The organism is Komagataeibacter oboediens, assembly GCF_018491655.1.
GTDB classification, from domain to species: Bacteria; Pseudomonadota; Alphaproteobacteria; order Acetobacterales; family Acetobacteraceae; genus Komagataeibacter; species Komagataeibacter oboediens.
Window position 1 is genome coordinate 94897 of the sequence record NZ_JABLUU010000003.1, and the last position, 23525, is coordinate 118421.

Annotated in this window: 29 protein-coding genes and 1 tRNA gene; 19 read left to right on the forward strand and 11 right to left on the reverse strand. The window is 62.2% G+C overall.

What is annotated here, in order from left to right:
* Window positions 1–231: 231 nt before the first annotated feature.
* A tRNA-Tyr gene (locus HNO79_RS04095) sits at window positions 232–317 on the reverse strand.
* 116 nt (window positions 318–433) lie between these two features.
* Between HNO79_RS04095 and rlmB the strand changes: the two genes are divergently transcribed.
* The 12 genes from rlmB to HNO79_RS04150 all read left to right on the forward strand — a co-directional run bounded on the left by rlmB (window position 434) and on the right by HNO79_RS04150 (window position 10472).
* Entirely contained in the window at window positions 434–1261 is an 828-nt protein-coding gene (gene rlmB, locus HNO79_RS04100; protein ID WP_048857155.1) for a 23S rRNA (guanosine(2251)-2'-O)-methyltransferase RlmB, read from the forward strand.
* A gap of 202 nt (window positions 1262–1463) precedes the next feature.
* Complete coding sequence (locus HNO79_RS04105) at window positions 1464–3695, forward strand: FUSC family protein (RefSeq protein WP_244987420.1); 2232 nt, start codon at window positions 1464–1466, stop codon at window positions 3693–3695.
* Window positions 3692–4042: a RidA family protein gene (locus tag HNO79_RS04110; protein WP_214164464.1), complete on the forward strand. Its 351-nt coding sequence runs from the start codon at window positions 3692–3694 to the stop codon at window positions 4040–4042. Before HNO79_RS04105 ends, HNO79_RS04110 begins: the two co-directional genes overlap by 4 nt.
* Before the next feature lie 109 nt (window positions 4043–4151).
* Window positions 4152–5156: an SDR family oxidoreductase gene (locus HNO79_RS04115; RefSeq protein WP_275954564.1), complete on the forward strand. Its 1005-nt coding sequence runs from the start codon at window positions 4152–4154 to the stop codon at window positions 5154–5156.
* A gap of 41 nt (window positions 5157–5197) precedes the next feature.
* The gene (locus HNO79_RS17380; RefSeq protein ID WP_010515237.1) at window positions 5198–5320 is read left to right on the forward strand and encodes a hypothetical protein; all 123 of its coding nucleotides are present in this window, start codon (window positions 5198–5200) and stop codon (window positions 5318–5320) included.
* A gap of 177 nt (window positions 5321–5497) precedes the next feature.
* Complete coding sequence (locus tag HNO79_RS04120) at window positions 5498–5935, forward strand: CHRD domain-containing protein (protein WP_010515238.1); 438 nt, start codon at window positions 5498–5500, stop codon at window positions 5933–5935.
* A 144-nt stretch (window positions 5936–6079) separates the two neighbouring features.
* A complete protein-coding gene (locus tag HNO79_RS04125) occupies window positions 6080–6583 on the forward strand; it encodes a hypothetical protein (RefSeq protein WP_244987421.1) in 504 nt (167 codons plus the stop codon).
* Window positions 6584–6644: 61 nt separating this feature from the next.
* Window positions 6645–7514, forward strand: a complete 870-nt coding sequence (locus tag HNO79_RS04130; RefSeq protein ID WP_214164463.1) for an aldose 1-epimerase family protein — start codon at window positions 6645–6647, stop codon at window positions 7512–7514.
* A 186-nt stretch (window positions 7515–7700) separates the two neighbouring features.
* The gene (locus tag HNO79_RS04135) at window positions 7701–7928 is read left to right on the forward strand and encodes a hypothetical protein (RefSeq protein WP_010515241.1); all 228 of its coding nucleotides are present in this window, start codon (window positions 7701–7703) and stop codon (window positions 7926–7928) included.
* Window positions 7929–8079: 151 nt separating this feature from the next.
* Window positions 8080–8694 (forward strand): hypothetical protein, encoded by a 615-nt coding sequence (locus HNO79_RS04140; RefSeq protein WP_214164462.1) that lies wholly within the window; start codon window positions 8080–8082, stop codon window positions 8692–8694.
* Between the two features lie 14 nt (window positions 8695–8708).
* Window positions 8709–9350, forward strand: a complete 642-nt coding sequence (gene bluB, locus HNO79_RS04145) for a 5,6-dimethylbenzimidazole synthase (protein WP_187294228.1) — start codon at window positions 8709–8711, stop codon at window positions 9348–9350.
* Window positions 9351–9881: 531 nt separating this feature from the next.
* Entirely contained in the window at window positions 9882–10472 is a 591-nt protein-coding gene (locus HNO79_RS04150) for a DedA family protein (protein WP_242405360.1), read from the forward strand.
* Window positions 10473–10505: 33 nt separating this feature from the next.
* On the opposite strand, the gene HNO79_RS04155 is transcribed toward HNO79_RS04150, so the two are convergent.
* Together HNO79_RS04155 and HNO79_RS04160 are read right to left on the reverse strand one after the other, a co-directional pair.
* Window positions 10506–11006, reverse strand: coding sequence for an RrF2 family transcriptional regulator (locus tag HNO79_RS04155; protein WP_214164503.1), 501 nt, complete (start codon window positions 11004–11006; stop codon window positions 10506–10508).
* 287 nt (window positions 11007–11293) lie between these two features.
* Window positions 11294–11881 (reverse strand): TIGR00645 family protein, encoded by a 588-nt coding sequence (locus HNO79_RS04160; protein WP_029329588.1) that lies wholly within the window; start codon window positions 11879–11881, stop codon window positions 11294–11296.
* 268 nt (window positions 11882–12149) lie between these two features.
* On the opposite strand from HNO79_RS04160, the gene HNO79_RS04165 reads away from it, so the two are divergent.
* Window positions 12150–13418 carry a dicarboxylate/amino acid:cation symporter gene (locus HNO79_RS04165; RefSeq protein ID WP_181418192.1) on the forward strand — a complete coding sequence of 423 codons (1269 nt, stop codon included), beginning with the start codon at window positions 12150–12152 and terminating at the stop codon, window positions 13416–13418.
* A gap of 139 nt (window positions 13419–13557) precedes the next feature.
* Here the strand turns inward: HNO79_RS04165 and HNO79_RS04170 are convergent, their stop codons facing one another.
* On the reverse strand, window positions 13558–14778 hold the full coding sequence (locus HNO79_RS04170; RefSeq protein WP_214164461.1) for an NADP-dependent isocitrate dehydrogenase: 1221 nt from the start codon (window positions 14776–14778) through the stop codon (window positions 13558–13560).
* Window positions 14779–15008: 230 nt separating this feature from the next.
* Here HNO79_RS04170 and HNO79_RS04175 point away from each other — a divergent pair, with 230 nt between their 5' ends.
* Window positions 15009–16658 carry a phosphoethanolamine transferase gene (locus tag HNO79_RS04175; protein WP_214164460.1) on the forward strand — a complete coding sequence of 550 codons (1650 nt, stop codon included), beginning with the start codon at window positions 15009–15011 and terminating at the stop codon, window positions 16656–16658.
* 123 nt (window positions 16659–16781) lie between these two features.
* On the opposite strand, the gene HNO79_RS04180 is transcribed toward HNO79_RS04175, so the two are convergent.
* The gene (locus tag HNO79_RS04180) at window positions 16782–17177 is read right to left on the reverse strand and encodes a hypothetical protein (protein WP_048855879.1); all 396 of its coding nucleotides are present in this window, start codon (window positions 17175–17177) and stop codon (window positions 16782–16784) included.
* A 101-nt stretch (window positions 17178–17278) separates the two neighbouring features.
* On the reverse strand, window positions 17279–17878 hold the full coding sequence (locus HNO79_RS04185; RefSeq protein ID WP_214164459.1) for a GDSL-type esterase/lipase family protein: 600 nt from the start codon (window positions 17876–17878) through the stop codon (window positions 17279–17281).
* A 129-nt stretch (window positions 17879–18007) separates the two neighbouring features.
* Here HNO79_RS04185 and HNO79_RS04190 point away from each other — a divergent pair, with 129 nt between their 5' ends.
* From HNO79_RS04190 to HNO79_RS04200, 3 genes are all read left to right on the forward strand, one after another.
* The gene (locus HNO79_RS04190; protein WP_214164458.1) at window positions 18008–19084 is read left to right on the forward strand and encodes a restriction endonuclease; all 1077 of its coding nucleotides are present in this window, start codon (window positions 18008–18010) and stop codon (window positions 19082–19084) included.
* Window positions 19085–19404: 320 nt separating this feature from the next.
* Window positions 19405–19611, forward strand: coding sequence for a hypothetical protein (locus HNO79_RS04195; protein WP_232275782.1), 207 nt, complete (start codon window positions 19405–19407; stop codon window positions 19609–19611).
* A gap of 3 nt (window positions 19612–19614) precedes the next feature.
* The gene (locus HNO79_RS04200; protein WP_214164457.1) at window positions 19615–19947 is read left to right on the forward strand and encodes a DMT family transporter; all 333 of its coding nucleotides are present in this window, start codon (window positions 19615–19617) and stop codon (window positions 19945–19947) included.
* 36 nt (window positions 19948–19983) lie between these two features.
* Here the strand turns inward: HNO79_RS04200 and HNO79_RS04205 are convergent, their stop codons facing one another.
* The 3 genes from HNO79_RS04205 to HNO79_RS04215 all read right to left on the reverse strand — a co-directional run bounded on the left by HNO79_RS04205 (window position 19984) and on the right by HNO79_RS04215 (window position 21049).
* Window positions 19984–20385 carry a hypothetical protein gene (locus HNO79_RS04205; RefSeq protein ID WP_214164456.1) on the reverse strand — a complete coding sequence of 134 codons (402 nt, stop codon included), beginning with the start codon at window positions 20383–20385 and terminating at the stop codon, window positions 19984–19986.
* Window positions 20386–20547: 162 nt separating this feature from the next.
* Window positions 20548–20724, reverse strand: a complete 177-nt coding sequence (locus HNO79_RS04210) for a hypothetical protein (protein ID WP_010515260.1) — start codon at window positions 20722–20724, stop codon at window positions 20548–20550.
* Window positions 20725–20887: 163 nt separating this feature from the next.
* The gene (locus HNO79_RS04215; RefSeq protein ID WP_187294156.1) at window positions 20888–21049 is read right to left on the reverse strand and encodes a hypothetical protein; all 162 of its coding nucleotides are present in this window, start codon (window positions 21047–21049) and stop codon (window positions 20888–20890) included.
* Window positions 21050–21140: 91 nt separating this feature from the next.
* Between HNO79_RS04215 and HNO79_RS04220 the strand changes: the two genes are divergently transcribed.
* Entirely contained in the window at window positions 21141–21431 is a 291-nt protein-coding gene (locus HNO79_RS04220) for a hypothetical protein (RefSeq protein WP_200410085.1), read from the forward strand.
* Window positions 21432–21851: 420 nt separating this feature from the next.
* Complete coding sequence (locus HNO79_RS04225) at window positions 21852–22007, forward strand: hypothetical protein (protein WP_232275784.1); 156 nt, start codon at window positions 21852–21854, stop codon at window positions 22005–22007.
* Window positions 22008–22034: 27 nt separating this feature from the next.
* Here the strand turns inward: HNO79_RS04225 and HNO79_RS04230 are convergent, their stop codons facing one another.
* Together HNO79_RS04230 and HNO79_RS04235 are read right to left on the reverse strand one after the other, a co-directional pair.
* Entirely contained in the window at window positions 22035–22208 is a 174-nt protein-coding gene (locus tag HNO79_RS04230; protein WP_010515265.1) for a hypothetical protein, read from the reverse strand.
* An 83-nt stretch (window positions 22209–22291) separates the two neighbouring features.
* Window positions 22292–23491: an aldose epimerase family protein gene (locus HNO79_RS04235; protein ID WP_214164455.1), complete on the reverse strand. Its 1200-nt coding sequence runs from the start codon at window positions 23489–23491 to the stop codon at window positions 22292–22294.
* Between the last annotated feature and the right edge of the window lie 34 nt (window positions 23492–23525).

Here is a 23525-nt window from a genome sequence, read left to right on the forward strand (position 1 = left end):
GACACGAATGGCACGCAGTGTCAGCCATCGTTGCCTTGGAGATGTGGGCCCCCAGGATTTTTGTCCCGACTAACATGCGGATTCTCCCCTTACCCGCTCCTTACGGATTTCATACCCGCTATTTGCTGGTGCTGCCTGACACAAACAGGGAACAATAGGGACAGGAAAAACACAAAAAACGCTGGAAAACCAGCGTTTTGACACAGCATGTGATTATTTGGGAAAGGTAGTTGGTGGAGGGAGTTGGATTCGAACCAACGTAGGCGTACACCAGCGGATTTACAGTCCGCCCCCTTTAGCCACTCGGGCATCCCTCCGGGTTGGCGGGTAATTACGGGGAATGACGGGGGGTGTCAATAGGCCGCATGAAAAACTTCGCCCATTTCCGGTTTGGGGGAATGACGCAGGACACGGTTGGGCTTAAAGAACGGACATGAACATGCGTACTCCCCGTCGTCGCGGCGCGTCAGCCGCCTCCCATTCGGCCCCGTCCACCCGTCCCGCATCCGACCGGGGCGGTCGGGGGGGACGTGGTGCTGCCTCGGCCCCGCGTGGCACATGCTGGCTGTACGGGCTGCACGCGGTGCAGGCCGCGCTGGAAAACCCGGCCCGCAAGCTGCGGCAGCTTCTGGTCACGGCCGAAGCGCAGGATACCCTTGCCGCCCGACTGGAAGGCGGGTTCCCCATTCAGGCGGTGCGCACCGAACGCGCACGGCTTGATACGCTGTGCGGGCCCGATGCGGTGCATCAGGGCATGGCGCTGCTGGCGGATGTGCTGACCCCGCCCGATCTGGATACCGTGTTGGAACGTCCGGGGCCGGTTCTGGTGCTTGATCAGGTAACGGACCCGCGCAATGTGGGGGCTATCCTGCGCTCGGCTGCGGCATTCGGCGCGGTGGCGGTCGTGATGCAGGATCGCAATGCCCCGGATGAGACGGGAACCCTGGCGCGTGCGGCATCCGGCGCGCTGGAAATCGTGCCACTGATCCGTGTGGTCAACCTGTCGCGCGTGCTGGATGCGCTCAAGACCCGTGGCCTGTGGGTGGTGGGGCTGGATGCAGGCGGCGGCATACTGGATGGCGCGTCCTTCAGCCAGCGTCGCGTGGCCCTGGTGCTGGGCGCGGAAGGGGCAGGCCTGCGCCGCCTGACGCGTGAGCATTGTGACGAGATCGCGGGCCTTGCCATGAGCAGCGATATGGAAAGCCTGAACGTGTCCAACGCGGCGGCCGTGGCATTATACGAAATGTACCGCCATCGCTGAGGGCTGTTTGAAAACAGCCTGTTAATCAATAAGTAAAAGTTTCTGGGTGCCGTCTTTATTCCAAAAGGGCGGTATTTGCCGAGGCTTTTTGAATGATTTCTAACGCGTTCTGCCAGCCGGACGGATCATGAAAAACTATTTATGTTATAACATGTAGATTTATCCCGTTATTCTTGTCATTCGGGGCAAATGACACGACCGCGTGATACAGATCGCCCGCGTGGCGACAGCCCGACGGCCCGCTGCCTGCGTGGTTAGCGTCATGGGCGGCTGGCTGCGCCGTTTCCGGTGGCTGTATGCCCCGCGGGCGGCGGATTTCGGGTTTGCGCTCCGCACCACCATCGCAGCCCTTCTGGCGCTTGTCATTGCCCTGTGGATGGAAATGGACGATCCGCAATGGGCGGCCATGACCACATGGATCGTGGCCCAGAATTCGCGCGGGCAGAGCATGTCCAAGGCGCGGTGGCGACTGCTGGGCACGGTCTGCGGCGCGGTGGCGGGCGTGACCCTGATTGCGGCCATGCCCCAGTCATCATGGCTGTTTTTTCCGGTGCTGGCGGTCTGGGTGGGAATATGCTGCGGGCTTGCGACCTTCCTGCGTAATTTCCATTCCTATGCGCTGGTGCTCATGGCGTTTACCAGCGGCCTGATTGCCCTGAACGCAGCTGATGATCCGCGCGATGTATTTGCCATCGCCATGTCCCGCTCCACCTACATCTTTCTGGGTATTCTGTGTGGAAGCGGGCTGGCGTCGGTTTTCGCGCCCAACCTGACCGATGTCGCGCATACGGAGATCACGCGCCGGGTCGCGGCAACCGTGGGGCAGGCGGCGCAGGCCCTGACGGGCATGATGGCGGGCCGTGACGCGGGGTTCCTGCGGTCGCGCACGCTGCTGGGGTCCGTGTTTTCCATTTCGGACCAGATCGAGTTCAGTGAAGTGGAAATGCAGCACCGCACCCATGCCGGTGACCATGCGCGCGCAGCCCTGGCGGCGGTGGCGGTGGTGATGTCGCGTGGATTGGGGCTGGCCGCGCGCATACGCGAGGCAGGCGCCGTGCCCCCCGCCTTTACCAATTCACTGGCCATGGCAAAGGCGCTGTTTGCCGACATGCAGGCACAGATGGACGGCCCCGACCCCGTCGCTGCCGTGCCCGGCCTGCGCGCGCGCATCCGCATGCTGGGCGCGGAATGCCGGCAGCAACTGGTCAATGACATCATTGCCGTCAGCGGGCCGGTGCCCATGGATGCCGCTGGGTCCCAGACGCATCTGGACGGGTATATCCTCAATGCCTCGCTTGGCGTGCTGCTGGTCCGGCTGGATGCGGCGCTGGCCCATCTGGCCGCGACACAGGTGGCCCCGGCGCATGACCATTTCCATTTTTCCACCCCGCCATGGCGGGACCGGACGGATGCCTGGCATAATGGTGTCCGCTCCGCAGGCGCCGTCCTTATGGGCGGGCTGGTGTGGGAAGTGACGGGCTGGCCCGATGGGGCGACCTTTGCCATGTTCGTCGTGGTGACATGCAGCCGGTTTGCCGCCAATGAAAACCCGGTGCAGGACAGCCTTGGCTTCCTGCGCGGGGCGGTCTGGGCGGTGGTGGTGGCGGCGTTCCTGACCTTTGTCGTGCTGCCGCGGCAGGCGGTGTGGGAAACGCTGGTTGCATCGCTGTTCGTGCCCATGATGGTGGGCGGCCTTGCGCTGCGTGACGCCCGCACGGTGGGGACGGCTGCGCCCTATAACAATTTCCTGCCGTTCATGGTCTATCCTGGAAACCAGTCGCGGCTGGATGAACTGACCTTTTTTAATACCAACAGCGCGGTCGTGCTGGGGATATGGTGCAGCGTGCTGGTGTTCCGGCTGGTGCTGCCATTTGATCAGGATGCGGAACGCTGGCGCATGCGCCGCCAGATGGTGGGCGACCTGCGGCGTATCGCGCGCGCCGCCACCATTCCTGATACCGGGGCATGGGTGAACACGCTGACCGCCCGGTTCGCGCGTCTGGTCCGGCATTCCACCACCATGTCCGATGCCCAGACCAATGCCTATCTGGATGGGGTGCTGGCGGCCATGACCGTTGGGCTGAACCTGATCCGGCTGCGGCGCATGCTGGACCGTGGCAGCCTGCCGCCTGATGCGCGGCAGGCCGTGGAACGGACGGTTGCGGGGTTCGCCGCATGGCGGGGCCAGCCGCCAGCCGCCCTGGCCCACAGGGCGGCAGACGCGCTGGCCTGCGTGCGGGCACGGGTGGCGGGGGAGGGGAACCTGTCGCGGCGCCTCGATCTGGGGTGGAGTGTCGCCTATCTGGAAATACTGGTGCGCGAGCTTGTGGCGCATGCCCGGTTTTTTGATATTACCCACCGTTTCCATGTCCCGCCCGATTCTCGATCCATCAGGCCGGGTATCCCTGCCGCAACCCCAAGGAACCAACCATGACCATCACACGCCTGCAACCTGAAGACCGGCTGACCGGTGCCGTCGTGCATGGAAATACGGTCTATCTGGCCGGACAGGTAGCCGATGACCCAGACCTTGATGCCGAAGGCCAGACGGCGGATATCCTGCGCCAGATCGATGCCCTGCTGGCGGAAGCGGGAACCAGCAGGGCACGCCTGCTGTCGGTGCAGATTTTCCTGAGCGACATGAACGACATGGCCGCGATGAACCGTGCGTGGGACGCCTGGCTGGACCCGGCCGCCAAACCCGCCCGCGCCACGGTTGAAGCCCGTCTGGCCGATCCGCGCTGGAAGGTCGAAATCACCGGAATCGCAGCCCTGCCCTGATCGACAGGCGGCCCCGAAGGCCGGTTTCCATGCAACCGTGAGGTGGGCGGGCTGTTCAGATTCGTGAATGCGGTCCCATGGAGCCGCCCATGACACGGAGCACCCCGCCATGCCAGATGACACCAGCCATTCATCATCCCGCCGCCAGATCCTAACAGGCGTTGCGGCAGCCGGTCTTGTTACCGCAGCCGCCGCTGGCCGGTCCCATGCCGCGGAAATGGCAGCCCCTACGCCTGCGTTGGTGGACCCGGAAGACGCCTATCCCCGGCCGCCATTTCCCCAGCAGTCCCAGCCATGGCCCGGCCTTGCGGGCAGGATGACGCCCCGGCCCGACCATGGGGAAACCAGCTATCGCGGGTCTGGCAGGCTGGCGGGGCGCAAGGCGCTGATTACGGGTGGGGATTCGGGCATTGGCCGGGCTGCCGCCATCGCCTATGCGCGTGAAGGGGCGGATGTGGCGATTGCCTACCTGCCACAGGAAGAACCGGATGCGCGTGAAGTCATTGCCCTGATCCGCGAAGCCGGACGCAAGGCCGTGGCCCTGCCCGGTGACCTGCGGGACCGCAAATACTGCGACAGCGTGGTGCAACGCGCGCATCAGGAACTGGGCGGACTGGATATCCTGGTCAGCAATGCCGGTCGCCAGCGCCACCAGGACAGTATCCTCGATATCAGCGACGAACAGTTTGATGAAACCTTCCGTACCAATATCTACGCGCTGTTTTATCTGAGCAAGGCGGCCATCCCGCTCATGCCACGCGGGGGCGCGATCATCGCCACGGCGTCGGTCAACGCGTTCAGCCCGTCCGAAATCCTGCTGGATTATTCCGCGACCAAGGGGGCGATCGTCGCCTTCGTCAAGTCACTGGCCAAGCAGATGGTCCACCGTGGCATCCGCGTCAATGCCGTTGCCCCCGGCCCGTTCTGGACTGCGCTGCAGGTCAGTGGTGGCCAGACGGAGGAAAACATCCACAATTTTGGTGGCGAGACCCCGATGGGCCGCGCGGGGCAGCCTGCGGAACTGGCACCCGTCTATGTCCTGCTGGCGTCGTCGGAGGCCAGTTACATTACCGGGCAGGTCTATGGTGCGGCCGGTGGAACGGGCGTGGGCTAGGATCGCGCAATGTCCTTGCGGTGCGGCTGTGGCAATGGCACATGGCATGGATGCGTATTGTCATGTCCTGCCTGCTGATGCTGCTGGGGGTCGCGGCGTGTTATTATGCCTTTGGCATGATTACGGATGCCGGGCGTTTCATATCCGATTCCCATCCCTGGTGACCACTGTCCTCCCGTCGCCTGACCGGAGCGTGCGGCTGGCCATTACGGAACATGGACCAGCCATGATTCGTGTGGCGTACCGTTATGGATCATGCACCCGATCGTGTATTTCCGACGTTGTACATGACTTCAACACTGACACATTTCCCGCAGGCCCGACCTGTGGTGGAGGTTGCCATGATCCGTTTTCCCGCCCTGACCGCCCTTGTCGCCGCCAGTATCGTGGTGGCCTCGCCCGCCCTTGCGGCCACCGTGCGGCTGGATGGTCACTTCACCCCTGAACATGGTACGACCAGTCAGCCCGATGGCACCGTTCAGGCCACGCTGAACACGCGTACGAATCTTGTGAAATATACCCTGACATGGACCGGGCTGAGCGGGCCGGTGGTGGCCGCCCATTTCCACGGCCCCGCGCCAGCAGGGGAGGAAGCGGGCGTACTGGTACCCATTCCCGGCCCCTACAAATCCGGCCAGCACGGGTCCGTCCTGCTGTCATCCGAACAGGCGGAGGCCCTTCAGAACGGTCAGGTCTATGTCAACCTGCACACCGCCGCCCAGCCCAATGGCGAGGCCCGCGCCCAGCTTGCGCCGGTCCGTCCCGGCGAAACGAAATAAACGGCAAGTCATTGGGATCGTGTCCATGATATAGTTTGCATGGCTGCTATTTGTGCTGCACAGTGCAGTGGATGACATGGAAATCATGTCGGTCATGTAAGGACGCGGGGTGACTGTGCCCGCCAGAAGTCATGGAGTCCGCTTTTGCGCCTAGTATCTCTGGCCGCTGTCGCGGCGGCTGTGTCCCTGTCCGGTATCGCCCCTGTCACCTGCGCCCATGCGGCGGATGCGCTGGGGCAGAATACGGCAACGATCGCCTTTACCCTGTCGGCGGCCGATCTGGGGGCGGGGATGTCGTGGGGGAAAGGTGTCCTGACGTTCGAGGGACATGACTACCCCTTCCGCATCCGCGGTGGTTCGGGGGCGGCCATCGGCTTTTCCAGAACCCGTGCCACTGGCACCGTCTATAACCTGTACCGCGTCGCGGATATCGAGGGGACATACTGGTCCGTTCAGGGCGAGGCGACGGTCGGCGCGGGCAAAGGGGGCGCCGTTATGGAAAATAACAACGGCATTCATATCAAGTTCTCGTCGCGCAGCACGGGCGCACGGCTGGCATTTTCGGTCGAACGCCTGACCATAAGCCTGACCCCGGAAGAAAAGGCCGGCCTTGCAACCGCGAGTGTCACCCCTGCTTCCCATGAATAGGCAGCCTGCCCCCTGATCGTGCATGGTAGGCTCCATTACCTGAACGGATGGAGCCACCAGCATGACAGAAGATACCCATACATTTGGTGATGGCCGACTTGCGGCCAGCGTGCGTGCCCATGGCGCGGAACTGTGCGCCCTGCGCGCGAACGGCCGCGACCTGTTATGGGCCGGGGGGGAGCCGTGGCGGCGCCAGTCCCCGGTGCTTTTTCCCATCGTGGGGCGTCTGGTGGATGACGCGGCATGGGTTGACGGGCAGGCCTACCGCATGACCCAGCACGGCTTTGCCCGTGACTGCACATTCCGCTGGCTGGAACGCGACGAGACCGGCTGCCGCCTTGAACTGTCCGATACGGAGGCGACGCGCAGGGTCTATCCTTTCGCTTTCAGCCTTGTCATTGACTACCGCATTGAACAGGGCAGGCTGCGGGTTGGCTACTGCGTGACCAATCCCGATGCGACGCGTGTCCTGCCCGCCTCACTGGGCGCGCATCCCGCCTTTGCCTGGCCGCTGTCGCCTGATGTGCCCAAGGACCGGCATATCATTGAATTCGACCAGCCCGAACCCGAAGACGTGCGCCGCCTGAAGGGCGGGCTGCTGCTGCCCGATTCCTTCCCCACACCGGTGCGCGGGCGCGTACTGCATCTGGATGAATCCCTGTTTGCGGCGGATGCGCTGATTCTGGACCGGCCGGCCAGCACGGGGCTGACCTATCGCATTCCGGACGGCCCGGGTCTGCGCCTGACATGGGAAGGTTTCCCGCAACTGGGAATCTGGATGAAGCCCGGTGGTGATTTCCTGTGTATTGAACCGTGGCATGGCATGGCCAGCCCGGTTGGATTCAAGGGCGATTTTTCCACGCGTCCGGGTGTATTCCACCTGCAGCCGGGGCAGGAATGGCGCGCTTCCTGGCAGGTGGGCTGCATCTGATCCATGTCCCTTCCGGCAGGTGTCTTTTCCATGCAACACCTGCCGGAATAAGCTTTGCGAAAAAAGCATGGATCGCCCCGGAAATCTGCGAAAATATCGTATTTCCAACCCCCCGGTTGCGTCGTAGCGTGCGCGCAGGAGCAGCATGCGGCAGTCTCGCCCGCTAGGCTCACGGGAAACGCCTTGATGCGTAGTTTTTCTCCTGTCCCCGCCGTGGGATTTTCCCCTTCTTCCAATCCCCTCCCGATCCGCACACTGCGCCAGCGCGTTGTGGGCTGGGTTGGTGCGGCCTACCGCAAACAGGGGATGATGCTGCTGGCGACGCTGCCCAGTATCGCCGTGCCGTCAGGCTGTCATGCGGGGATGGAGGGATCGCCCTCCCTGCTGGCGCTGCGGGGCTGGGACCGGTCCTGAACAGACCAGTCAGCCGCGGGCGGGCTGATCCTGTATCATGATGTATGGCGGCGCATTCCGGTGTGCCGCCATATTCATTGGACGCGACATAAGGGGGGCGTAAAATACATCTGACAGGCAGCCGGGAGAGCGGAAGGATATGGGTAGACAGATGCCACGACGCGCGGCATGGCTGGTGATTGCAGCGCTGGCGCAGATGGGAACAGCCCATGCAGCCACGACCGCGTTCAACAAGCTGCCTGATTACGAGAAATTCGGGATTACGATCACCAGCGCCTATCATGTGCGCCGGTGCGGGGTAACGGTTACGGTCGACCAGTCCCGTTTTGCCGACAGCGCCAGCGCGCTGGAAAATGAAGGCATACTTGATAACGTCACACCCGCCGTTATCAGCAGGCGCCCGGCCTACTATATTGGTCAGGCCATGCATGAAATCGTGCCGACCATCATCTACCACACCTTCCTGCGGTATACGGACGCGGTGAACTGTCACTTCGTATTTCATACGAAAGGGGGCGAGGACGAAGCACTGTATGGCGAGGTGGAGAATTCCTCCCCCGCTTTCCTGAGCTTTGTCGTGAACAGCCATACCCATACGCAGGTGGACTGGTACAAGGCCAGTTTTGATGAAATCCGGGAAGTCGCCTCGAAATTCGAGGAAGATCCGGCCTATGCCGCCCCCCTGACGTCGGAAGAGGGTGCGCCCGCGCAACCCTCGCCCGCAGATCCCGACGGTATCCAGGACGTGACAGACCGCCTGCAATGAACGAAAGAAGGGGCATGATGTCCGTGCCCGAATTCTCCCATGCCTTTCGGGAGCAGTTGCAAGACCTGTTCCGCTGGCGGCGTGACGTGCGCCATTTCAACCGTGATCCGGTGCCTGAACCCGTTCTGGACGATCTGCTGCGTACCGCGTGCCTTGCCCCATCGGTAGGGCTGAGCGAACCATGGCGTTTCGTGCGCGTGGACGACCCGGGGCGTCGGGCGGCGGTGCGGGAGGACTTTGCCCGCTGCAATGCCCGTGCGCTGGCTGACCATATGGGGGCGGATGCCCTGAATTATGCCCGGCTGAAGCTGGCGGGGCTGGATGACGCGCCGCATCATCTGGCGGTCCTGTCCCATCCCGACCCCACGCAGGGGCGTGGTCTGGGACGTGGGACGATGCCACAGACCACCACGTGGTCCACTGTCATGGCCATTCATACGTTCTGGCTGGCGGCCACGGCGGTGGGTGTCGGGGTGGGGTGGGTTTCCATTATCGATCCCGAACGGATCAAGACCGTGCTGGACGTGGATCCTGCGCTGGAACTGGTGGCCTATCTGTGCGTGGGATACCCGGCCCAGCCTGCCAGCACGCCGGAACTGGAACGTCGCGGCTGGGAACGTCGCGCGCCCGAACGGCGGGAGTGGATCCAGCGCTAGGACGCGGCATATGCATTGTGATGAAAATAGCAAAAGTTTTTGGTGAAGCTGTTCTCAGAAAGCTTCAGGAAACGTCGCCTTTTTGAAAAAAAGACCATCCAAAAACTTTTATTTTTATCAGTGACTTATTTTTGGAGGGTTCCTGTAACACTGTGCATTGTCATGCGGTGCCGCCCTGTACGGGTGTCGGTCATGACGCGGGATTGCGGTGCCGGACAGACGAATGCAGGGGGCCGATCCGGGGACATGACGGGACAGGAAAAAAAATGGGTGGCAGATATTCGCTAAAGCCGGTTTTGCTACTGCTCTGTTTCACCCATTGTGCCTGCCGGGTTTCGGGCCAGTCAGATTCAGGTGATGCGCTTTTGCCCGCATGCTGGCGTTCCGTGCCCGGCGGTCTGGTTCTGTCGGCGCCGGTGTGCGGCATGCAGGATTCATGCCCGTTACCTGGCGATGGAGGACTGAACGCTGCTGCATCATTTTGAATATCTGTTCCAGCATTACGGATATGGGGTGATTACCTTTATTGTGATGCTGGAAAGCATGGGGCTGCCGCTTCCGGCTGAAACACTGATTATTTCAGCATCCATCTACTGTGCCGCCACCCATAAGCTGGATATCCAGTGGGTGGCGCTTGCCGCGGTGACGGGGGCGGTCATCGGGGATAATATCGGCTACCTGATCGGGCGGAAAGTCGGCCTGCCGCTGTTGCAGAAATACGGATCACGCATCAAGCTGACGCCTGACAGGCTGCTGCTGGGGCGTTTCCTGTTCCGCCATCATGGCAGTGGTATCGTGTTTTTCGGGCGGTTCATCGCTCTTCTGCGCGTGTTCGTGGCCCTGCTGGCCGGTGCCAACCATATGCCATGGCCCCGCTTCATGCTGTTCAATGCGCTGGGCGGTCTGTGCTGGGCAGGTGGATATGCCACGGGTGCGTATTACCTGGGACGCAAGGTAACCCAGGTTTCCGGTCCCGCCAGTATCGCGATGGGGCTGGCGGTGGCGGTCGGGCTGGTGCTCAGTGCCGTTTTCCTGCGCCGCAATGAAGAACGCCTGACCCAGCAGGCCCTGCGTGAAGCCCGTGCGGATGCCGCGGCACAGGGGGCAGAAACGCCGTCCTGATCCCTTGGGTGCGCAACAGGGTACAGACAGGGTTTATTGCAAAGTGGGGCGGGTGGTGGTCTTGACTGGCGTCGGCAGTGGCATCCGGGGACCGGGCAGGCGTTCGCGCAGCATGGCATGTTCTTCTGGCGGCAGCAGGTCCGCCAGCGTCGTTGCGTCCAGCACACTCATGAACGCACCCAGCGCCGTGGACAGTACCCCGCGCAGGCGGCACATGTCTGACAGGATGCAGCAGCTGTTGTTTTCGGCATCGGTTGGTTCGCAATTGACAAGGCGCATGTCATCCTCGGTCTGACGTACGACATCACCGATCCGTATGTCCCCGGGCGCATGGGCCAGCAGCAGCCCACCACCCCGACCACGCCGTGCGTCAATCAGCCCGAGGCGCGACAGCCGGTGAATGACTTTGACCAGGTGATTTTCGGAAATGTCGTACGCGCTTGCGATTTCATGAATGGAGACACGTCTGTCCGCATGGATTCCCATGTATAGCAACGTGCGTAGGGCGTAATCAGTGTGCAGGGTCAGGCGCATGAGGCTATCTAACATGGGGGCAATCAGCAGAAACAGGCCCCTATAATTTGCATTTAACATGCAGTTTATCTATTGAAATACGCTCCAGCCCTTGTTTTGCGTCAGCAGAAGGCAAATAAAGGCGACGTAAACAGTCCTATAATATCACGCAAATGTGATTGTAATCGGGCGCAAGCGCCTTGCTCTCGCCCCAAAGTGCCGGGTGCGGGTCCGCTCAGGCGCCGGTTGTGCCTGCTGCGCCCCCAGGCGCCATGTCCGTGCCGTCTCAACGGCTGTGGGCAGTCCCGTTAGTGGGTGCCCGATTCTGTCATTGCGCCAGACGACGCGGCGGGTGGCTCCATCATCCGGTCCATCATGGCCAGCATCAGGCCCGACACGACAAACGCCAGATGGATGCCCACGCTCCATGCCAGTGTCCGGCTGGAAATCTCGTTCACCCGGATGAAATCCGCCAGGACATGGATCGCGGACATGGCCACGATCGAGGCCATGAGCTTGATCTTGATGTCCCCGAACGTGACATGGCCGATCCAGTCGGGAAAATCCCGGTGATTGCGCACATCAAGTTTGGAGACGAAGTTTTCATACCCCGCGAACATGACGATCAGCAGCAGGTTCGCCAGCAGCACCAGGTCGATCATGTCGAGGATGCCGACAAACACATCATCGAATTCCAGCGTGTAGCTATGCCTGACCAGCGTCCACACGGTCTGGAAGAACTTGACCAGTATCACCAGCAACCCGGCCGTCAGCCCGAGATATAATGGCGCGCACAACCACCTCGCCCGGAAAAACAGCCGCTCCAGACCGCTTTCCAGCCATGGTGTCCCCTCAGCCGGGACAGGAGACGACGCCTGCGGCGTGTGATCGTGCATGCGGCTTATATAATCTCATCCTACCCGAATGGGTAGGTCTATATTGCAGCGCTCATTTTTTTATCGGATTTTTTTCTTTCCCATTCCGTAATGATAACGATTATGTGTCTGCCCGTCCCGTTCCCCGGGGCGGGATTGCACAGTGTGACGGTATGGTCAGGTGGAATGCGCAGGCGACACATGGCGGGCGCCTTGGACGTGATGCGTGGCCGTCTTGCATGACCGGGGGACGCCGCGCTACTTCCCGCGTGTCTTCCACAGCTACAGGATGCTGATATTGGCCCATCCCAGCAAAAGTAATGCGAACCATCGGACGCGCGCCATTGTCGTGGCGCTGGCGCTGGGTGTTGTGGCGGGGCTGGTCCTGCATGCGGTGGGACCTGCGGCCAGCGAACCCGCCGCCCGGTTTGCCAGCCTGCTTACGGGCCTGTTCCTGCGGCTTGTGCGCATGATCATTGCCCCGCTTGTCTTTGCAACGCTGGTGTCAGGCATTGGCAGCCTGGGTGATGGGGCGCAGGTCCTGCGCATCGGGGGGCGCATCCTGCTGTGGTTTATCGTGGCGTCCTTCCTGTCGCTGGTGACGGGGCTGGTCGCGGCCAACCTGCTGCAGCCGGGGTCCGGGTTCACCACCCCGCTGTCGGTCGGGGATCTGGGGCTTGCGCATGGGCATTTCGACCCGGTCGAATTCGTGCTGCATGTAGTGCCCACCAGTATTTTTGACGCCATGGGCCGCAACGACATCCTGCAGATCGTGGTGTTTTCCATCCTGTTCGGTCTGGCCCTTCCGGCGGCGGGGAAAGGGGCGCAGCGCATGATCCTGCCCTGGACGGGGGAACTGGCGCGTATCATGCTGCGCATGACCGACATGGTCATGTACGCCGCCCCTGTTGCGGTATTCGGGTCCGTCATGGGCAGCGTGGCCCATAGCGGGGCAGGGATACTGGGCACGTTCGGTCTGTTCCTGTGCAAATTCTATGGCACGCTGGGTGTGCTGTGGGTCCTGCTGACGTCCATGACCTTCTGCGTGCTGGGACGGCGCGTATTCGCCCTTGCGCGGCTGCTGGTGCAGCCCATCCTGCTGGGCTTCGCCACGGCCAGCAGTGAATCGGTCTATCCGCTGCTTGTGGAACGGCTGGAGCAGTTTGGCGTGCCCGACCGTATCAGCGGGTTCGTGCTGCCGCTGGGCTACAGCTTCAACCTTGACGGGTCGGTGCTGTTCCAGTCCTTCGGTGCGCTGTTCATCGCGCAGGCCTATGGCATTCACATGCCAATGGGCCAGCAGATCGCCATGGTTCTGGTGATGATGCTGAGTAGCAAGGGCATTGCCGGCGTGCCCCGTGCAGCCCTGGTCACGCTGGCGGCCGTCATGCCGCAGTTCGGCCTGCCCGAAGCGGGGCTGGCGCTGATCCTGGGGATCGACCACTTCCTCGACATGGCGCGTACGGCAACCAACGTGCTGGGCAATGGTTATGCCGCCGCTGTCGCCGCACGGTGGGAAGGGGCACTGGAATCCCGCCCGCTGGCGGAAGGGGAATGAACAGGTAAAACTTTATGGGTGCCGCCTTTTTTGAAAAGGCGGCGTTTCCTGAAGCTTTCTGAAAAAAAGCTTCACCAAAAACTTCTCTGGTTTTCAGAATGTGGAACGGGACGGTCTTTCAGCCGTCCCGTCCGTGTTTTTACGCCTTGGCCAGTGCTGCGCCCAGCTTTTCATCCAGCACGTCCAGGAAGGGCTGGGTATCAAGCCATTTTGTGTCCTTGCCCACCAGCAGGGCGAGGTCCTTGGTCATCTGGCCGCCTTCGACGGTTTCAACGCACACGCGTTCCAGCGTCCGGGCAAAGTGGGTCACGTCGGGCGTGTCATCGAACTTGCCGCGATAGGCCAGGCCCCGCGTCCATGCAAAGATCGACGCGATGGGGTTGGTGCTGGTGGGCCGCCCCTTCTGGTGTTCGCGGAAGTGGCGGGTCACGGTGCCATGGGCGGCTTCGGCTTCCACCACGTCGCCCGTGGGGTTGAGCAGGACCGAGGTCATGAGGCCGAGGCTGCCGAAGCCCTGCGCCACGATGTCGCTTTCCACGTCGCCGTCGTAGTTCTTGCACGCCCAGACATACCCGCCTTTCCACTTCAGCGCGCAGGCCACCATGTCATCGATCAGGCGATGTTCGTAGGTCAGGCCCAGCTTTTCGAACTCGGCCCGGAATTCCCGTTCGTACACCTCCTGGAACACGTCCTTGAACATGCCGTCATAGGCCTTGAGAATGGTGTTCTTGGTGGACAGGTAGACCGGCAGCTTCCGGTCACGCCCGTAGGCCAGCGATGCGCGCGCGAAACCTTCGATCGAGGCCCGGGTGTTGTGCATGCCCAGCGCCACGCCGGGGCCCTTGAAGTCATGTACGTCGAGCACCTGCTCGGGGCCGCCATCGGCGGGGGTGTAGCGCAGGGTGACCTTGCCGGGGCCGGGAATACGGGTTTCGGCGGCACGGTAGATGTCGCCATAGGCATGGCGGCCGATCACGATGGGCTGCATCCAGTGCGGGACAAGGCGCGGCACGTTGGAGCAGATGATCGGTTCGCGGAAGATCGTGCCGTCAAGGATGTTGCGGATGGTGCCGTTGGGCGAACGCCACATCTTCTTCAGGCCAAATTCCTCTACCCGTGCCTCATCAGGGGTGATGGTGGCGCATTTTACGCCCACACCGTACCGGCGCACGGCCTCGGCGGCTTCCACCGTTACGCGGTCATCGGTCTCGTCACGGTGGCGGATGCCAAGGTCGTAATATTTCAGGTCGATATCCAGGTACGGCAGGATCAGCCGTTCGCGGATGAAATGCCAGATAATGCGGGTCATCTCGTCGCCGTCCATTTCGACAACGGGATTTTTGACCTTTATTTTTGCCATGGTACGTTTGTCTGCCTTTATGATTCAGTTTTTGTAATGACTGTTTTTTCTATGGTTTTTTCTGGCGCCCGTTCGCGCAGCGGGCCTCCCGGCGGTCGCATTATTAGGCGTGCCGACAGGGGATAAAAAGCATTGCCGCATGCGGGTTCATTCACAAACGTGCCATCTCCCTGCCGCATGGGCGTATGATGGGGCTACCCGCGCGCGGGGGCGTGTGACATGAAACGGTCATGATCGCCCGTCCTCCCCCGGATACGGCCTGCTGGCGCGCGCGCTGCCGGCGTCTCTGGCCCGATGTACTGTTTTGCCTTATGGCCGCCCTTGCGCTGCTGCCCGCCTGTACGGCGTTGCAGGGGGTGGTACGGTCGGTGGTGCTGTGGGCGGTGATCGCGCTGCTGGTCAACAGCAGGCGGGTACTGCTGGGGCTGCTGCTGCCTGTGGTCGTGCTGATGCCTGCCGCGCTGTATTACATCGGCATAGGTGGCGTGCCGCCCGGCTATCCGCTGTGGCTGATCCTGTTTTACTGCTCGTTTCCCGTTATGGTGGGGTACGTATGGCCTGTCCTGCCCTATCTGGTGGCATGGGCGCTGCTGTGGGTGGGGCTGACCGGGGTTTACCTGTCGCGGCCACGTGGCGCGGTGGTGAGCTGGCGGGTCCGTACGCGCCTGGCCTGCGTGGTAATGTTGCTGGGTTGGATCATTGTTCCCACCGTGCAGTTATGGCGGCACCTGCCCGCCACGCGGGGCGGGACCGAAAATCCGCTGGTGCCCATCCATTCCCGTTTTGACCGGGCATGGCCGTGGAGCATGGCGACCGGCTACGTCGCCGCCCGGCGTGAAACCCGGCGCGTGACCGATATGGCGCGACGGATCAGCCATGAACCGATCCATTTCGATCCCCCGCCGCCCGCTACGCCACAGGTGGTCGTGCTGGTGATCGGGGAAAGCGCGCGGCGCGACCATCACCATATCTATGGCTACGGCCCGTCCACCACGCCGGAAATGGAACAGGTGCCGGGGCTTGTGCGCTTTGATGACATGGTGACCCCCTTTGATTACACGGTTGGCGCGGTGCCGGTCATCCTGTCAGGATATGACCGGCTGCGACCCGGTGCGGCGCCAGGGCATGATCTGGTGTCGGTGTTCAATGCGGCGGGATTTGATACGTGGTGGATCAGCAACCATCCCCGCCTTGGCCCATATGACAGCGTGATTGGTGCCTATTCGGAACAGGCCCATCATATCGCTTACACCACTGTGCATGACGGGATCATGAGCAGTCCGGTGCTGGATGAACGCATGCTGCCGGTCGTGGATCATGCAATTGCGGATGCGCACGGACCCGTCTTTATCGTGTTGCACCTGTTTGGCAGCCATGAAAACGCGGCCGATCGGTATCCCCGCGGTTTTGCCAGTCTTGGCACGCCCTATGACAACAGCATTGCCTATACCGACCACATGCTGGCCCATGTGCGCGCTGCGTTGGAAGCCCATGGGGGGGAATCCGCCCTGTTTTATGTATCCGACCATGGGGTGCGGGTTACGGAATGCACGGGCGGGATTCCCGCACATGGGGATGTGCGCGCCGCGTATGAAATACCGTTCTATCTATGGACATCCGCCGCATGGCAGGCGGCCCATCCGCAGGCGGCACAGGCCGCGCGGGATAACGTGCATGTCCCGCTGACGCTTGCGGCCCTGCCGCCAAGCGTACTGGACGCGGCGGGGCTGTATTACGGTGCGGCGGATGCGGGTCTGTCGGTGCTGTCAGCCCATCCCGTCCGTGTGCCGCGCATCGTGCACGGGGACAGCGGCACCAACCAGAACGTCGATTATGACCACAGCCATGATGATGGCAGGTGCCATATCGCACGGGATTGAAGACACGCGTTCCGGGTGGCGCCGTTTTCAGAATGCTTCAGGGGAACGCCGCCTTTTCGGAAAAAAGGCGGCGCCCGAAAACTGTCATTCCTTTTTGGTAAGCATTCCGGGCTGGAAAAGCCCTTATTGCCCGTTGGGGTGCTTCTTCAGCCATGCGTCATAACGACGCTTGTCCAGACAGTAGGCAAGGTTTTTGTACAGCTGGATATGGCGGATATGCGTCACGTCCTCCTGGCAGGCGATCTTGTCGCTGTCCTGATATTCGTCCCACGCGGGCTGCAGGACCAGCGCGCGTTCCTTTTCCTGTGTGACGCAGGCATTGGTGACTTCATCGCCAAATTCCGTCGTGCAGTCATCGACGATCGGATAATTGGGGAATGCCAGCGCCGGGGCGGGCAGCTTCACTTCGGGCCGGATGTAAAGCGAGTTCAGTTCCCCTTCCGGCACTTCGGCCCGCGCCGTGGAAATGCCGCCTGCTGCCAATACGCCCAGCAGGGCACAGGTAATGAGCTTTTTCATGTCTGTATGCCTTTGTTCAAAACAGGATATGGCGGGCATGTGGCGAATGTGACCCTGCCGTCGTGCCATGCCAGGGAAAACGGATAAACCGGCGTGCGGGTTTAGGGTAGCGGTCCCATCCACTTTCGCCATGCAGGCCAGCCATGGATGATCCTGGCCAGTGCAGCATAACCGCCGCCTGCGGGGTGGGCGCCATCGCCACGGGCGATTTCGGCACACCATGACGGATGCGCCAGCAGCGGGTTCCAGACCGACAGGAAGGGAACGTCCAGCTGCGCGCATAATCCGGCCATGGCATGTGACAGGGCCCGCGTGCGGTCATCGGGGCTGGCGCGGCCGACCGGGGTGGGGCCGATAACCAGAACCGGCCATGTCTGCCGGGCCTGTTGCAGGATCTGCTGCGCCGTCGCGATGCTTTCATCGTGCGGCACGCGTGGCGGGCCATGCGCCGTGGCGGTGCAGTCATTGACGCCAAAGGACAGCACGATGCCGCCATCATGGCGTCCCGCAAGGCGGGGCAGGGTTTCGGCATGCCATCGGACGGCAATGTCACGGCTGGTCTGTCCCCGCACGCCCAGATTGTAGGGCGTGACGTCGTATCCTGCCTGCCGTTCCATGGCGCAGAGACGTCCTACCCATCCCTGACAGGTTTCATCGCCCGTTCCCGTTACGTAGCTGTCGCCGATAAAACAGATTCGCATTCCCCCATGATAGGCGCGTTGGCGAGGGAAAACCATGGCGGAACGGATTGGCGCTTCTGCACTTTCTTATTTTGTTCTCATGCTTTAGGGTTTGTGAACACGTTGCGAACATGGGGTGGGAACACAGGAATGCGGGCAGGGATCGTGCCATGGCTGGGATGCGGGCTGCTGCTGGCCCCGCCGCCTGCCATGGCGGGGCAGGCAGGTTATGGCGTGCCCGCCGCAACCGTGGGCTGCATGCAGGCGGCGACGTTGGAACGGGTGGACGGGCTGGCTGTCACTGCCGCGCATGAGCGCGTGCTGGCCCAACTGCATTGCAGGCGTGTGGACGGGACAGGAAGCTGGCAAATGCTGGGCCATCATGGCGATGCGGTGCTGCTGCGCCACCTGCCTGCCCGCAAAGGGGATGTGCCGCTTTATTTCCCTGCTGCTGCCGTGCGCCCTGCATCGGGTATGGCGGCGGTGCTGCCACCTGGCCTGTTGCGCCTTGTCCTTGCGGGGGTGGGGGCGGTGCTGGCGTGGCCGCTGCTGCGGTATGGCTGGCGGTTTTTCCGTCGGCACCGGGCATGGCGCGTATGCAGGGGGCTGGTGAACCGGCATGCCGATGCCCTGCGCATCCGGCGCAGGCAACTGGTGCAGGTCAACAGCTATGGCGTGGAACGTACGACCCGATGGCGGCGCGAACAGGCGGAATTCATCAAAACGGTCGTGCAACCCACGTTACGGGCACGCCGCCTGCAATGGGCATGGCCGGTCATTGCGGACCGCGTGCAGGCCCGGATCGAACATGTGGCCAGCCAGAAACTGTCGCGTGGGGAGGCCGTGCAGGCCGGCAGCGGTTACGCGCCGGACATGGACCCCATTGCATATGAACGTTATTGCGCCGAACGCCTGCGGGCCTGTGGCTGGGACGCGCATGCGACGCCGCCCGGCGGGGACCAGGGCGCGGATGTCATTGCCACGCGCGGCAGGACGCGTCTGGTCGTGCAGTGCAAGCTGTATCGTAATGCGGTGGGGAATGAGGCGGTGCAGCAGATTTCGGCAGCCCGGCTGCATTATCAGGCGGACGTGGCGGCCGTGGTGTCCAACGCGGATTACACGACATCCGCCCGGCAGTTGGCACAGTCGAACCACGTGGCCCTGCTGCATCATGATGAACTGCCTGCCTTTGCCGCCCAACTGGCGCGGGCACGAAAAAAGGCATGAGTCTTCATCATGTCATAACATGACAGAATGTGTCTGATGGATGCGCGCCGGGTGTCCCCGGCGCGACATGGTCAATCGCGTGATGCTGCGGGAACAGGTGCGGAAGGACGATTGCGCGTACTCAACCGGACCGTGATCAGCAGATGGGCGATCATGCGTGCAGAGTTGCTCATGTATCATACCTCCTATCTTTCCTATACATGAATCGTTTCACGAAAGCGAAGGTTTCCTGCAAAGTTGAAACAAATTCCGTGTGCCGTTGCGCTTTATGGCCGCCATCCCCATCTCTACGGTCAGATATGACAGGATGAGGGAAAAGTTTGAGACGACATCGTGTAATGCTGGACGGGCGTGAACTGTATGCGGGCGCGCAATGGACCCATGTCCAGCGGTTTGCGGATGCCCTGCGTGCCCGTGGGCATGACGCCGTGGCGATTCGTGACGAGACGCCGCTTCCCCCCCGTGCGCCACGCCCCCGTCTGAGGGGCCTGCCGCCATGCGGGCCGGGCCACGGACGCCGCCCGTAGGGCATGGAGTACATCTATCTGCTGGTTGCGATCGTGGCGGAAGTCACTGCTACGTTCTGCCTGACATTGTCCAACGGCTTTACACGTGTGGTGCCGTCCTGCGTCACGGTGGCGGGGTACGCCGTGGCGTTCTATTCGCTGTCGCTGGCGTTGCGCACCATCCCAACCGGCATGGCGTATGCCATCTGGTCCGGCATTGGCACGGTGCTGATTGCGCTGGTCTGCCGCGTGGTGCTGGGACAGAAGCTGGATCTGGCGGCCATTGCCGGCATGACGCTTATCATATGCGGCGTGCTGGTCATGAACCTGCTGTCCGGCGCGGGCCGGCATGGATAAAAAAGGCCGGTCCCACAAGGGAACCAGCCCGTTTCATTACCGTCGGCCGCCGGGACCGCCGCCCCCGTGGCCGCCACCGCCATGACCACCACCACCGCCGGGACCGCGTCCGCCCCCACCGGGGCCACCGCCACCTGGTCCACCGCCATGGCCCCCGCCACCCGGTCCGCCACCATGGAAGCCCCCACCGGGTCCACCACCGCCCGGCCTGCCGCCACGGAAACCGCCACCGGGTCCGCCGCGGCCACCACCCCATCCGCCGTCGCGTCCCATATAGATGGGCGCACCGCCGTAATAGTCGCCATATCCGCTGTAATAGCCGCCGGAGGGGCCGTAGCCGTACCCACCATAGCCGCCATAATAGCCGGGACCGTCGACACAGGCGACAAGCGGGCTGGCCAATGCCAGTACCGTCAATGACCGGGTCAGTCGTTTCATGGGAAAGAGCGTCCTTTTTCCATATACAGCTTCACGTCCTGATCCAGTCAGGTTTCCCACTGTATAAAGAAAAAAGGCACAAAGACGACCATTGATGGCCGTCGCCACGCCGGCCGGGGGGCGTAATGCTGCACGCCACCCGTTACCGGCGGGTTTCAGGAATTATTTCAGGCCGTCGGCCTTGGCCAGTTCCTTGACGCGGCGCAGCAGGGAAACGGCATAATCCTCGGCTTCCATGGCGGAACTGAAGCCGCTCAGCGTGCCGGTCAGGCCACCGATGTTTACTTCGAGGCTGTACTTGCCCTGTGCGTCGGGACCACTGGTTGCCACTTTGCTCATGATAGCATCCTAATTCTTGTTCTGTAGGGGACACACGGCGTGTCCGTTCCCAATCACATGGGGTCGAACGGCGTCGTGATCCATGGCCGTCGCCGCATGGCAGCCTGTCATGTCGCTCTCTTGACATGGGGCAGGCCCATACGGGGGCGTGGGTCCGCCTTGCCTATTTCTGGCGGGCGAGTTCGGCTTCCAGCTTCCTGGCGCGTTCTTCAAGCGCGCGGGCGTGTTCGGGCCGGTCCTTCAGCGCAATGGCGTAATCCCGGCGGACCTGTTCAAGTTCACGCTGCAGATCCGTGGCGGAGGGAAGGTGGTGTCCTGCTGGCATAAAGAATTCCTGTGTTTCGTAATGGATTGTTCCTTCATGTCGGAACATATTTTCCCGCTGCAACCTGTCCTTTATGCGGATGTGGTATGACATGGCCGGACAGCGGCTTGCGATGTCGGCCATCATTGGCATGATTGGCGGATCGTGGACCACGGTGGCCCATGGGCGCAGGGCCACCGGAACAGCTGGCAGGGGAGAACCGGGCGTGGATTTCAAGGCGGGTGATATTGTGGTGGTCAAGGATGATGCGGCCGTCAGACCGGAACTGCGCGGCATGAAGGGCACGATTGTCGAGATTATCGAAAACGGACAGATTCGCGTGCGCAGCGACAGCACGGGAAATGACGAATGGTTTTCCGCATCCGACCTGCGGCATGAATGAACGGGGGCGGGGATCAGTCCCCATCCCACAGGCGCAGGAACGCGTAAGGATAGGCCCTGCAGGTCTGGACAAGGTGCCGCATCCGTACGGACCAGTCGCGTGACAGGATGGAGGGCGCGCGGGGTGCCTGCATGACCATGCTCCTTGCCTGTCTCGGGACCGGCCATGTGGCAGGGCACCGGCCCGGATGGTTCGTGAATTCCGTAACGTCATACAGGCACGGAAGATGCACTGGCGGGATTCACATCCGCATGAAATATCCCTGATGTGCGATACATGCATTGCGGCTGCGCATGCCGTGTTTGGACGCCTGTCCCTTCCGGGTGTTAGAAGGAACGGGGCCGGGCCTGCCGGTAACCCGATCGACAGACAGCGAAGAGATTTATGAACCGCGGCAAGATTATAAAATGGGCCACCATCATGTCCCTGCTCCTGATGATTGGCAGCGTGGGGGTGCTGGTGCGCGGTATGACCGCTGACGGGATTGGCCCGGTCTCATGGATGGTGGCCGAAGGACTGGCGGGCCTTGGCCTGCTTGGCCTTGGGGTGATCAATATATGTGGCGGACGCGACTGACCGCGACGCGCCCGCTTTTTTCCGCCTTCAGTTACCCATGCCCGGGCCGCCAGAGCCGCCGGGACCGTCACTGGGCGCATCCTGTCCTGGCGATCCGGTCATGCCGCCTACGCCGCCGCTTTCGCTCGGGTCGGTGGGGGGATGGCCGGACTGGCATGCTGTCAGCCCCGCCAGCAGTAGCAGAACGGCAATTTTTTTCATCTGGGTCTTACGTCCTTCAATCACGCTATGGTGAGGTATGTAAGGATATTCCCCCCGGAATCAACGGTGTTTCCCTACGGCCATCAAGGATGGTGGGGCGGCACGGGTTGCACGCCCAGACGATAAAGGGTGGTTTCGTTGTATGTCTGTCCCGGTTTCAGTTCGATACCGGGGAAAGCCGGGTGGTTCGGGCTGTCGGGGTAATGCTGGGTTTCCAGCGCCACGGCATCCGTCTGGCGATAGCTGTGCCCCGAGGGGCCGGCATAACGTCCGTCAAGTGAATTGGATGTATAGACCTGCAACCCCGGCTGCGTGGTCAGCACGTCCAGCACCCGCCCCGAGGCCGGATCCCACAGGTGGGCGGCTGGCACCGGGGTGCGTGAAAGCTGGCTGTTGACGATCCAGTTCTGGTCATAACCGTGCGGATACATCATTTGCGGGTCCGTATTGCGCAGGCGCTCGCCAATGCGGTGGGGTGTCCGGAAATCAAGCGCCGTGCCCGCGACCGGCGCGACCGTGCCCAGCGGCACCGATTTTGCGTCGATCGGGGTGAAGCTGTCGGCATTGACCTGCAGCATCTCGTTTTCAATGGAACCACTGCCCTCGCCATTCAGGTTGAAATAGCTGTGGTTGGTCAGGTTGACCACGGTGGGCCGGTCCGTTGTCGCGACGTAGTGCAGCGACAGTTCATTGCTGTCATTCAGGCTGAAGGTGACATGGGTGGTCAGCGTGCCGGGAAATCCTTCGTCTCCGTTCGGGCTGACCAGCTTCAGGGTCACGCTGGCGCCATCAGCGGTGGTGCCCGCGTTTTCCACTGTCCATACATGTTTGTCGAACCCCCTGCGACCGCCATGCAGGGCGTTGGTCCCCTCGGTCCGGGGGATGTGGTAGGTCTGTCCATCCAGCACGAAGGTGCCATTGGCAATGCGGTTGGCTACGCGCCCCACAGTCGCCCCGAAAAACAGGCCGCCACGGGCGCTGTCACGGGTATATCCCACCAGCGTCGGGAACCCCAGCACGACATCCGCCACATGGCCGCGTGCGTCCGGTGCATCGATGGCGGTTATGGTCGCACCATAGGTCATGACCTGCACGCGCATGCCGTGCCGGTTGGCCATGGTAAAGCGTTCGACCACCTGGCCATCCGCCATGGTGCCAAATGGGGCGCGGTCCAGCGTTACGGGCGGGGTGGTATCAGCGTGCGCCGCTGTCGCCATTGCTGCCGCCAGCAGCAGCCCCGCAAGGGAAAAACGGTATTCCGAGCGCGAAAAAGAAGCGTGCATGGAGCATTCCTGTCATCATCCGGCTGGTCGGAAA